Here is a 12,778-nt window from a genome sequence, read left to right as displayed (position 1 = left end):
GTAGGTGTTAGCCTACTGATGTTTTGATTTACTTTATATAAGTTTATGCACAGCTTGTATAAAAATGTCTCCTCTTTCTTCAAATGTTTTAAATTGATCCCAGCTTGCACATGCTGGTGAAAGAAGAATAACATCACCATCGGTAGAATGAGCATAAGCCTTCACTACTGCATCATCTAAAGTTTCGACACTTTCAATTACATCTAATCCTGCTTTTTCTGCCGCTCTTACTAATTTTGGTGCAGTTTGTCCAAATGTCACAATCGCTTTGACATGTTTAAAATATGGAATTAAATCATCAAATTCATTACCACGATCAAGTCCACCAGCCAATAATACAATCGGTTGTGTAAATGCAGATAATGCTTTTTCTGTCGCTAGCATATTCGTCGCTTTTGAATCATTATAAAATTTACGATTATTAATCGTTGTTACATATTCTAAGCGATGTTTTACACCTGTAAAACTTTTTAACACAGCAGTAATTGCTTCATTAGAAACACCTAGTAATTTAGCAATACTCATTGCTGCTAAAATATTTTCTAAATTGTGCTTACCAGGTAAAACAATATCACTTACTTTAACTACTTTTTCGCCTTTAAAATAAAGAGCGTTATCTTTTATATACGCACCATCTTCAATTTCTTTCGTCGTCGAAAATAATACTTTCTGTCCTTTACTATATGCCGATAACGCCATGACATCTGCATCATCTGCGTTAATTATACTATAATCTGCTTCAGTTTGGTTTTTGAAAATATTCGCTTTCGCCAAACCATACTCTTTCTTCGTCCCGTGATAATCTAAATGCGCTTCAAATAAATTTAAAAAGGCTGCAATTTTTGGTTGGAACGATTCCACTCCCATCAATTGAAACGATGAAAGTTCCGTAACGACAACTTCATTTTCCTTCGCCAATTGTGCAACTTCACAAGCTACAGTACCTATATTCCCCGCAATAACTGGGTGCTTTTGTCCTTCTTTTAACATTTCAAACGTTAACATTGTCGTTGTTGTTTTACCGTTAGATCCCGTAATCCCAACAAACGGTGCTGCTGAAATGGAATATGCTAATTCAACCTCAGTTACAATTGGAATTTGTTTTTCTTTCGCCGCCACTAAGAGTGGATTAGAATATGGAATTCCTGGATTCTTTACGACAAGTGAAATGTTTCTCTCCAGCAATTCTAATGGATGCCCACCACACACAACATCCATTCCTTCCGCTTGTAACTCAGCTGCAAGCACATTACCCGCTAATGGTTTCCCATCATTTACAATGACGTTTGCCCCTAACTTTTTTAATAAAGTAGCTGCTGCATAACCACTTTTAGCAATACCTAATACAAGAACATTTTTATTTTGATATTCAGTTACAGTTTTCAATTACATCCACACCCCGATATAAATTCCTAGCACAGCTAATAAAAATCCTACAGACCAAAACGTTACAACAACGCGCCACTCTGACCAACCACATAATTCATAATGATGATGTAATGGACTCATTTTAAAGACACGCTTTCCTGTTGTTTTGAACGAAATAACTTGGATAATAACAGATAAAGTTTCCGCTACGAATACACCGCCAATAATAACGAGTAACAATTCTTGTTTTAACAAAATCGCTACAGCTGCGATAGCACCACCTAAAGCTAGAGAACCAGTATCCCCCATAAATACTTTCGCTGGATTCGCATTGAATACTAAAAAGCCAAGTACAGCTCCTACGACTGCCATACAGAAAATCGCTACCCCAAATTGTTCTTGAGCTACAGCAATAATACTAAATGCTCCGAATGCAATAGCAGCTGTTCCTGATAATAAACCATCTAAACCATCTGTTAAATTAACCGCATTTGATCCACCAATAAGCATAAATAATACGAGAACAAAATACGCCCAGCCTAATTCAAATTTAACATCAGTTCCTGGAATCATGATATACGTGTGAAATGCTTGCCCTTTTCCAATTAAAAAGAACGCAATAGCAATTACAAGCTGACCAATCAATTTTTGTTTTGATGTTAAACCAAGATTTCTTTTCTTTACTACTTTTATGTAGTCATCTAAAAATCCGATTAATCCGTACCCAAATGTAACTAATAATAACAATGATACTTCTGCACCTAAATTGTTAAATTTAATCGCCATAATAAGCGTAGTCACCATCATAGATACATATATGACAATACCACCCATCGTTGGTGTCCCTGATTTCTTTTGGTGTGACTTCGGTCCTTCGTCACGAATACTCTGTCCGAACTTTAACTTTCTTAAAAATGGAATAAATAATGGCGAAAGGGCAACAGAAATTAAAAATGCTACCCCAGCCGTTACTAATAAACCTTGTTCAAGCACATGTAGTCCTCCTCTCATGCTGTTACACTTCGTTGTTTAAACGCTCCGTGATTGCTTCTTTAGCAACTTCACGATCGTCAAAATGATGAACTTCTTTACCAATAATTTGATACGTTTCATGCCCTTTACCAGCAATAATAATAATATCTTCTGCTTTTACTTTCGAGATAGCGGAACGTATCGCTTCTTTTCGATCGACAATTACTTCATAATTATTCCCATTCACATCATTTACCATATCATCTAAAATGGCCTTCGGATCTTCACTTCTTGGATTATCTGATGTATAAATTGCATGAGTTGCATATTCGGTTGCGACACTTGCCATTATTGGTCTTTTCGTTCTATCTCTATCACCACCGCAACCAACGATACAATATACATCGCCTTTTGCAAACTGTTTTGCTGTTTTTAGTACGTTCTCTAAGCTATCAGGTGTATGCGCATAGTCAACAATAACTGTGTAATTTTGTCCACCATCTACAACTTCAAAACGTCCAGGAACGCCAGCAAGCTCTTTAATTACATCAATAATTGTTTGTAAGCTCACTCCTGAAACAAGACCTGCTGCTGTAGCAGCTAACACGTTGTATACATTAAACTTACCAATTAATTTCATCGTAACATTTACAGTTTCATACGGTGTTACAAGTGTAAATGTTGTACCGCCACTCGTCATTACGATATCTCGTGCCATAATGTCGCTTGCAACATCTATACCGTATGTTACAACAGTAGCTGCTGTACTTCTCATATACTCTTCTGCTACTGGATCATCACTGTTTAATATAGCGTATTTTTCACGATTATGATGATAACTATTGCCAAGCTGTGCGAAAAGCAACCCTTTCGCATGTTTATATTCTTCCATCGTTTTATGATAGTCTAAATGATCTTGTGTTAAATTCGTAAATACTGCAACATCATAATCGCACCCGTGTACACGGCCAAGATCTAAAGCATGAGACGAAACTTCCATTACTGTGCTATCCACACCTTGTTCAACCATTTTTGAAAATGTCTGTTGAAGTGTTAGTGCATCTGGTGTTGTATTTTTCACCTCAAATGTTTCATCACCGATTTTCATATTAATCGTTCCAATTAGCCCTGTTTTATGACCATGTGCGCGCATAATTTCATCCATAATATGCGATGTTGTTGTCTTTCCATTTGTACCTGTAATACCGATTAAATGTAACTTGTGTGTTGGTTGGCCATAAAAATAATCAGCTAAAACCGCTAGCGAACGAAAAGTATTTTTCACAAGTACAACTGGAACGTCAACATCAATTGGTCTTTCCGCAACAATAGCAGCCGCTCCTTGTGCGGCTGCTTGCTTAGCAAAGTCATGGCTATCAACCGTATATCCCTTCATACATATAAATAAGCTTCCCTCTTTCACTTTACGTGAATCCGCTTCAATAGATGTTATTTCTGGATTTTCTGTTGGAACAACTGGAAAATCATGCAAACATGATACAAGTGTATGCAACTTCATTTCACTAAACCCTCTCTACATTGTTTATTTATCTCTTATTTTAGCAAGTAACACGTTACCTCCTAGTTATATAAAAATAGGAGGTAAGTGCTACTATAGTCTAATCAATAGATTTATTTATTAATGAGACACTTATCGTCTCAAGTAAAGCAATTTTTCTATAAAGAACTCACTTCCACCAATTGTACCATAAAACACAATCAGTTACCTTTAATTCCCGAAGTAAATTCTAACTTTTGAACCCTCTTTTACTTTAGCTCCTGCTTCTGGTGATTGTTTAATTACTTTCCCACCATCACCACTTATATCAAGCTTCAAGTCTACAAGTTGCGTTTGTAAATCTTTCTTTTTCATACCAATTAAATTCGGAACTTCCACAGTTGGTGTATCGCCCCATTTATATTCTTTCTCAACTTGCTCTTTTCTCGGTTCCACTCCCATTACAGGAAGTGCGTCACGAAGAATATTCCCAACAATAGGTGCTGCTACAACTCCACCAAATTGAGTGACTCCTTTTGGATTATCCACTGCTACATAAACAACAATTTGCGGATCGTCAGCTGGAGCAAAACCGATAAATGATACAATATAGTTATTATCTAAATATTTTCCATCTTTCACCTTTTGAGCAGTTCCAGTTTTTCCACCTACACGATATCCATCAATATAAGCCCCTTTACCCGAACCTTTCGCTACAACATTCTCTAATGCGTAACGAACTTTCTCTGAAGTTTCCTTGGAAATAACTTCCCTTTTCGCAACAGGTGTCTTTTTGCTGACAACTTGATTATTCTTCGGATCAATAAATTCCTTCGCTATATATGGCTGATACAAAGTTCCACCATTTACAGCGGCCGCTACAGCTGCTACTTGTTGAATCGGTGTAACAGAAACACCTTGCCCAAATGAAGTCGTCGCTTGCTCGACTGGACCAACTTTATCTAAATTAAATAAAATCCCGCTACCTTCACCTTGTAAATCAATTCCGGTCTTCTGTCCAAACCCGAAATTGCGAATGTATTTAAACAATCGATCTTTACCAAGACGATCACCGAGTTCAATAAATCCTGGGTTACAAGAGTTTTGAACTACCTCTAAAAACGTTTGGCTACCATGGCCTCCAGCTTTCCAACACCGCAATCTAGCTCCACCAACTTCAGCTGCCCCATCATCATAAAATGTATCTTTCTCTAAGTCTACTAAATTTTCATTCAAGGCTGCAGCTAATGTAATAATCTTAAATGTTGACCCCGGCTCATACGTACTCCATACAGGTAAGTTTCTGTTATATACTTCCGGAGAAACACTTTGGAAATCTGCTGGATCAAAACTTGGTCGACTTGACATACCTAAAATTTCACCATTTTTCGGATTCATTGCAATTGCTATCATACCGTCAGGATTATACGTTGATTCCGCAATATTCATTTCTCTTTCCATAATCCTCGTAATGCGTGAATCAATTGTTAATCCTAAATTCAAGCCGGCTTCTGGTTTTTTGAAATCATCTCCAACGTTAGGCATTCTCTGTCCTTTCGCGTCTGCAAAAAATCGCACATGACCTTTATCACCATTTAGCTCTTTATCATAATATTTCTCTAGTCCCATAAGCCCTTGATTATCACTGCCCGCAAATCCTAATACGTGTGATAAAAAATTACCGAATGGATAGTACCGGATAGAATCCTCTGCGATGTACACACCCTTTAAACTTAATCCGCGTACTTCTTTCGCTTTGTCATGCGATATTTTCCTTCCGCCTTTATCAAGCCTTACAATCGATTCTTTTTTTGTAATCCGCTTATAAACATCATCTTTTTCCACACCTAATACTGCAGCTAACTTCTCTGCAGTCTCTGCTGGTTTTTCAATTTGCCTCGGCACAACAAAGACGGTCGGTGCACTTTTATTCGTAGCAAGCTCCACACCATTTCGATCTAAAATTTTCCCTCGCTCTGGTTCAAAAGTAATATTACGACTCCATGAATCCTTCGCACGATCCGTTAACATATTTCCAAGAAAAAATTGCACATATCCAAGACGAATATCGATAATGGTGAAAATGAGTATACCCGATATAAGTATAAAAATAAGTCGTTTTCTAACTGTTACATTTGATACACGCATATTGGAACAAGCCTCCCTTACGCCTAGCTTGTTCCAATATATGCTTGTACTTATTTAATTAGAACTTCTTCCCTATTACCATTATGGCTTTTCTGCTTCTTGCTGCGGTTCAAGTGGTGGTACGAGTGTTACACCTAATTCTGTACCAGGTTGCAACAATGTCCCTTCCGCTACACTTTGCTCAGTTACATATCCTGTACCAGAAGGTTTTAAGTTAAGCTTTAATGTTTTTGCTAAATTCATAACATCACGCAGTGCCCATCCCTGTATATTTGGCATTGTAGGTTTATCTCCTACTAAGAAGACTCGATCACCCTTTAATGTTTGTTCAGTTGCTTTTGGCACTTGCTGCTGCACTTTACCTTCACCTAATACGATTGGACGAAGTTTTGCTTTATCAATTGTTTTTTTCGCTTCTTCCATCGTTTTTCCGGTTACATCTGGAACGACAGTTTGTTGTTCTTTCACATATTTTTTCGGGTCTTTTACTTCATTCGGCTTAATCTTTAAGTACTCTAAGCTATTTTTCGTTACATATTTAAAGATATCAGCTAAAGGCTTAGCCCCGTTTTCATCATCTTTTAATTTTGGTTGTTTAACTGCCACATACACAACAAGTTGCGGATCGTCCATCGGTGCCATACCTAAGAATGAGAATATATAATTCTCTCTTCCCGTCATATAGCCACCTTTCCCGTCAGGAATTTGTGCTGTACCTGTTTTCCCCCCAACTGAGTACCCATCAATTTTATATGCAGTTCCTGTTCCTTTCGGTGATGTAACAACACGTTCTAGTAATTGCCTTACTTGCGCTGCTGTATCTTTGGAAACAGGTTTCCCTACTTCTTTTGGTTTATGCTCTAGCTGTACTTTACCTGTTATTGGATCCACAATTTTATCAATTGTATAAGGTTTCATCATTTTCCCATCATTTGCAATCGCTGTTGCAGCTTGTACAAGTTGAATTGGTGTAACTGTAGAACCTTGTCCAAACGCTGTTGTTACTTGTTGTATTTGTTGATCAAATAAAATTGTATTTGACCCTTCACTAGGTAAATCAATGTTTGTTTTTTCATCTAATCCAAAATTATGAATATATTTCCGGAAACGATCTGGACCAAGTTTTTGATCACCTAAAATTGCAAACGCTACGTTTGAAGAGCGCTCTACCCCTTCATCAAAAGTAATAGAACCCCATCCAGCGCCGCCGTTGTGATCTTTTATTTTGCGATTACCAACTTGATATGTACCAGACTGATAAAAGTCTTGTCCATTGTATACACCTTCATTAATGGCCGCCGCTAATGTGAAAATCTTCATTGTTGATCCCGGTTCAAATGCATTTGCAATTGCATCGTTATAATAATAATCCATCTTTCCCTGGTTCGGATCATAACCAGGTTTACTAGACATCGCTAATATTTTCCCCGTCTTTGGATCCGCAACAATTCCAATTAAATTTTCTGGTTCATAATGTTTACTCGCTTCTTTCATTGCGTCTTCTAAATAACTTTGAATACGTTGATCAAGCGTTAAATACACATTATCTCCATTTTTAGGTGCCTTTACATTCACTTTCCCACCGTCAAGAGATACTCCTTTACGGTCCCCTGTATAAGCTACCTCACCATTAGAAGCACCTAAATACTTATCCAAACTCTTTTCTAAGCCAAATTGACCTACTGCGATTCCATTCTCATCAGGGCTGGCATGCCCTATGACGTAAGATGCGAAATCACCGTTTGGATACACTCTCGCATTTTCGGTGATAAAAGAGATTCCTGGCAATTTCAACGCTTCTATTTGTTCTTTCTTTTCTTTCGTCAAACCCCTACCTAATGTTCCAAATTCCACTTGACTTCTATCTTTATTTAAAGCGGCTAAGATCGCATCTTCGCCCGTTCCGAGTACTCCAGCGATTTTCTTTGCAGTATCCTCTTTATCCTCAACAGGCCTAGCACCTTTTAATTCCGCTACCATTTTATAGGAATTTGCGTCTTGTGCTAGCACATGACCATTTTGGTCATAAATTGTTCCTCGATTCGCTTCGAGAACTCCTTTTTTACTATGTTTCTGTTCAGCAAGTTTCTTCAAATCATGATTGTCCACTGTTCCTGTTGCTTGTATGTAAAAAAATCGGGCTAATAACAGCAAAAAGAGCAGGAGGAAAAATATCATAAAATAACCTGCTCCCTTATTGGTATGAAATTTGGTCATATTTCTCTTCATCTTTTCTTCACACCTATTTGCCTTACTTTAGGCCTTTCACATTATTCGCATTAATTTCTAGCCCGTGTTTTTTTGCAACTTCAGCGATACGTTCATAACGACTTAACTTTTCTACTTCAGCCTGCAATTCTTGATTTTCCTTTTGTTTTTTCACAATTTGTTCTTCTATCGTCGCTGCTTCTACATTAACTTGATATAGACCCGCTTTATTCCCAATAAAAGCTACACAAGCATATAATAAAAATCCAATAAACGTTACGTACAATAGCTTTTCAATTCTTGTAATTTTCGTTTTAACTTTTGGCTTAACCATCTGCTGTGGCGGCGCTTGAATTTGTACCTCTTCTTGCGCCTGTTGTTTATACTTTACAGCTAAATTAGTCATACCTCTCTCTCCTTTTTATCGTTTTTCAGCGATTCTCAACTTCGCAGAACGCGCTCGATTATTTTCTTCTAATTCAATGTCAGAAGGTAAAATCGGTTTCCTTGTAATAAGCTTTAATTTCGGCTTAAATTCATCCGGAATAATCGGTAGTCCCTGTGGTAATTGCGGCGTTGTGCTATTTCGCTTAAACGTCGTTTTACAAATACGATCTTCTAAAGAATGGAATGTTATAACACTAACTCTTCCACCAGGCTTGACCATATCAATTGCAGATTCCAACGCTTCTTCAAATACTTTTAATTCATCATTTACAGCAATACGAATCGCTTGAAATACTCGCTTCGCAGGATGTCCACCTGTTCTACGTGCCGGAGCTGGAATACCTTCTTTAATTAATTCCACTAATTCTCCTGTCGTTTCAATAGCCTTATTCTCGCGATAAGCTTCAATTTTCCTTGTTATTTGCTTTGAAAATTTTTCTTCTCCGTATTGGAAGAAAATTCTTACGAGTTGTTCATATGACCAGCTGTTCACAACATCATATGCTGTTAATGGGGCATCTTGATCCATCCGCATATCTAACGGTGCATCATGATGATAACTAAAGCCACGCTCTGGTGTATCTAATTGTGGGGATGAAACACCTAAATCGAATAAAATCCCGTCTACTTCTGTGATACCTAATTCATGTAGTTTTTCAGATAAATAACGGAAGTTGCTCTTCACTGTTACAAATTGTTCACCATAAGAAGAAAATTTTTCCTTCGCATTTTGAATCGCTATTTCATCTTGATCAAATGCTATTAACTTTCCACCATCTGTTAGCTGAGATAATAAATAAGAACTATGTCCTCCTCCACCCAGTGTACAATCTACATATGTACCACTCGGTTTTATATCTAAGCCATCTACTGTTTCTTTCAAAAGTACTGTTACGTGTTTGAACATTGCTGCACCTACTCTTTTTCCAATTAATTATGTTAAATACATTTCTCACTCTACAAACACAATTTACTACTAGAGGATGAAATGCTACTAAAGAACGACTCATTTAACTTCCAACAAGGTAGTACGCTATACAAATCGCTATTTTATTTTATTATATACTAAATTTTATCATTTTTTGCGGGAATTTAAACAAAAACCTGTCGAAAAAGATATTAATCCGTTTACATTTTGTGCTATTTTGTCATATATATATACCTGATACATAGCGATTCATTACATTAACATAAGATGGATAATTCAGAAATATTTCACTTCACAGTTAATTCAACAGAATAAAAATAAAATCCTGCTCAAAAGAGCAAGATTCTATAGTTTTATTACATGATGTTTTCCATCCCACGAAAAAGATTGTTCCATTACCCGGTCAACAAAATCAAGGCCGAACTGATTTAAATAATAACACACATTCCACACACGTTCTTGCGGTGCTCCTAATGGACGAAGCGCGAATTGTAAACGGCGGAATTTATTCAGTTGAACCTCATGTTTCTTCTCAACATTTCTTTTCAACATTTTTTCTAACAGTTCAATTTGCTCATTAATTTTCAGTTCATTTTTCCCCGCAAACTCATTTAACCCTGGATCTATTTTTTTCACGAATTGTTGTAATGATGTATGAATATCCATTATTTCTTTTTTCGCTTCTATAAATCGCTCGTCTATCGGTTCCTCTATTTGATTAGAAAGCCAATTGTCACGCAGATTATCTATATTATTTAGAAATGGATCAATTTCTTGCAAATCTAAATCATATAAATCTGTCGCTATATCTCGCTCCATATAAGTAATTGTAAGCCGCGGAACAACAGGTGGCATTTGGAAACCTGCCGTATGAAACACTTGTTGCAATTCACTCCAATAAGCTAACTCCCCTGGACCGCCAATAAACGCTAACGTAGGAAACACATATTCTTGCATAAGAGGGCGCGTTACAACATTATTACTAAAACGTTCTGGACTTCTTTCCATCTCTTCTATCAATTCTTCATACGAAAATGAATGCACTCCATCTTTTCCAATAAACTTCCCTTGATTCTCTTCAAGCAATACTCGCTCATTATCAATTTCCATAAATATATGCACTGCATTTGTCTTCGTTTCAATAATCGGTTTAAATCCTAATTCCTTAAGTACTTCCTGTTGATTACGAAGCCCTACTTGAATTTCTTTATATTTACTTATAATTTGTTGTAAAAACGGCACTTCTAATTTTCTTAATGCAGGATGATGTGAATCTACAAGAATTAAACCAGAATTTACGAACATTTTCGTAATAAGGTGCGCAAAGAAATCTACATATGTATGCGATTTACCTAAAGCATCATCAACAAATTGTAATACATCCTTTGTAAAATTCGTTTCCGGATATGTTTTAAAAATCTCTTCGACCCATTTTCTACAGTCTTCAATAGAAAGCTCAGACTCAGAAGCACTCGCCTTTTTCGGATAACGATCATGAAAAATGGTCTTTTTTATTTTTTTATTTTTCGTTACAAATGTATGATTAATTTCATCCATATCATGGTCTTCACCAGCAATCCAAAAGACAGGAACAACCCGAACCCCTAAGCTCTCTTCTTTTTCTTTTGCAAGCTGTAAAATTGAAATGATCTTATGAACTGTATAAAGCGGACCAGTTAATAACCCAGCTTGTTGTCCAGCTATAACTACATATGTATTTTCATCTTCAAGCGCTTTTATATTTTGAATTGTAAATTCTCCCGCTTGCAATTGTGTATTATATTCTAATAAATGCGTTACTAAATCTTGACGGAAAAACTCTCTCTCACGTAAATCATGTAAACGCTGTTTAAAAGCATCCTCTGTTAACAGATAATCAAAACATGACTGTATCTCTTTTTTACCGTTCATATAGTCCGCTACAACACCTTGTAGTGGAACAGAGATTTCTTTTATCTCCATATAATTCTTCCTTTCGTATCCTGTTCTCTCACCAACCCACATTGTATTCAATGTTTCACGTAAAAGCAAAGAAAAACACTTATAATTCCATTCCTTTTATTGCATTGAACAAAAATCGAAGTGTCGGAACAGATTGTTGTTGTTCCTTAGCTTCTTCTAATACATATCCAACAATCGCGTTAACTTCCGTTTGTCTATTCGCTCTTACGTCCGCTAACATAGATGAAGTATTATGGGATGTTTTTTCACATACTTGGCATACCATTTTCCATAGCATTTCCTTATCTTCTTCTTTAACAAGAAATGCAACTTCCTGAAATACTTGCTCCATCATTTGATAAAAAAGCGGGTTTGAAATTAACTCCCCGTTCTCAACCCGTAATAATGCCGTCAACGGATTAATACATACATTGACTACTAATTTATTACGCATAATCCCCTTCCAATCATCTTCTATCTGAATCGGAAAATAATCAAAAGGAAAACAATTAAATACCTTTTTAAAACAACTAGATTGACCACGCACTACACCAAACTTTGTAACACCTATTCCAGTATGACGAACTGTATGTCCATCCTCTTTTTTTGCACCATGCTCCACAATCCCGACTGCTATACGTTCATTTCCTATTTTTTGCATAACGTGAAGATGTGACATTCCATTTTGCAAAAAGATTAATGACGATTCTCCCTGCACAAAAGGTAATATATCAGTTACATGATATTGCTTTACAGCAATAAATGTATAATCTAACTGTTTATCCAGCATACTTTCTATCGGTAAAATAGATGGAAATACCGTTTCACGTTCTCCATTCCTAATACAAGTTACACCCGTTAAGTTTAATTCTTCTGCTTGCTTATCGTTTCTTGTAAACAACGTAACATCTTGATTACTTTTTTGTAAATAAAATGTATATAGGAGACCAATAGCTCCCGGTCCAACAATTCCAATTTTCATCTTCACACAAAGAACTCATATTAACAAGTGATATAAGTTCCCTTGCCTTTCCCCCTTTATATCTTATTAAATTACAATTACATAGTTGAGGATTCAATTATCTTTTAACAAATGCAACCTCTTCTTTCACTACGTATATACTACCTATATACATAGTTCTATTCTTAGTTTAGCAAATCCTCAAAAAAATAATGAAAGAAATATTCTATCTTCTTCATAAAAATTTAAAAATGAGTTATAATATTATTATAAATATTTTAACTTTTCTGCATTCAACAAGATAAGA

At 36.2% G+C, this 12,778-nt stretch carries 9 protein-coding genes; all 9 read right to left on the bottom strand.

Translation table 11 applies throughout. The features are described 5' to 3' along the window. Window positions 1-33: 33 nt before the first annotated feature. Window positions 34-1,386, bottom strand: coding sequence for a UDP-N-acetylmuramoyl-L-alanine--D-glutamate ligase (gene murD, locus BG05_RS12340; protein ID WP_002014737.1), 1,353 nt, complete (start codon window positions 1,384-1,386; stop codon window positions 34-36). Beyond that, complete coding sequence (gene mraY / locus BG05_RS12335; protein ID WP_002014738.1) at window positions 1,387-2,361, bottom strand: phospho-N-acetylmuramoyl-pentapeptide-transferase; 975 nt, start codon at window positions 2,359-2,361, stop codon at window positions 1,387-1,389. Between the two features lie 22 nt (window positions 2,362-2,383). Continuing rightward, the gene (gene murE / locus BG05_RS12330; protein ID WP_002014740.1) at window positions 2,384-3,859 is read right to left on the bottom strand and encodes a UDP-N-acetylmuramoyl-L-alanyl-D-glutamate--2,6-diaminopimelate ligase; all 1,476 of its coding nucleotides are present in this window, start codon (window positions 3,857-3,859) and stop codon (window positions 2,384-2,386) included. A gap of 210 nt (window positions 3,860-4,069) precedes the next feature. Continuing rightward, complete coding sequence (locus BG05_RS12325; RefSeq protein WP_002014741.1) at window positions 4,070-5,986, bottom strand: stage V sporulation protein D; 1,917 nt, start codon at window positions 5,984-5,986, stop codon at window positions 4,070-4,072. An 81-nt stretch (window positions 5,987-6,067) separates the two neighbouring features. Next, the gene (locus BG05_RS12320) at window positions 6,068-8,215 is read right to left on the bottom strand and encodes a penicillin-binding protein (protein ID WP_087944711.1); all 2,148 of its coding nucleotides are present in this window, start codon (window positions 8,213-8,215) and stop codon (window positions 6,068-6,070) included. 22 nt (window positions 8,216-8,237) lie between these two features. Further along, window positions 8,238-8,600, bottom strand: a complete 363-nt coding sequence (gene ftsL / locus BG05_RS12315) for a cell division protein FtsL (RefSeq protein WP_002014745.1) — start codon at window positions 8,598-8,600, stop codon at window positions 8,238-8,240. Window positions 8,601-8,615: 15 nt separating this feature from the next. Further along, the gene (gene rsmH / locus BG05_RS12310; RefSeq protein WP_002014746.1) at window positions 8,616-9,548 is read right to left on the bottom strand and encodes a 16S rRNA (cytosine(1402)-N(4))-methyltransferase RsmH; all 933 of its coding nucleotides are present in this window, start codon (window positions 9,546-9,548) and stop codon (window positions 8,616-8,618) included. A 366-nt stretch (window positions 9,549-9,914) separates the two neighbouring features. Next, entirely contained in the window at window positions 9,915-11,531 is a 1,617-nt protein-coding gene (bshC, locus tag BG05_RS12305; RefSeq protein WP_041867992.1) for a bacillithiol biosynthesis cysteine-adding enzyme BshC, read from the bottom strand. 79 nt (window positions 11,532-11,610) lie between these two features. Beyond that, window positions 11,611-12,498 (bottom strand): 2-dehydropantoate 2-reductase, encoded by an 888-nt coding sequence (panE, locus tag BG05_RS12300; RefSeq protein ID WP_002128863.1) that lies wholly within the window; start codon window positions 12,496-12,498, stop codon window positions 11,611-11,613. Window positions 12,499-12,778 lie beyond the last annotated feature (280 nt).

It is taken from the genome of Bacillus mycoides, from assembly GCF_000832605.1.
Lineage (GTDB): Bacteria > Bacillota > Bacilli > Bacillales > Bacillaceae_G > Bacillus_A > Bacillus_A mycoides.
Note: the sequence above shows the minus strand (reverse complement) of the source record. Positions and strands in the feature narration are given on the sequence as shown.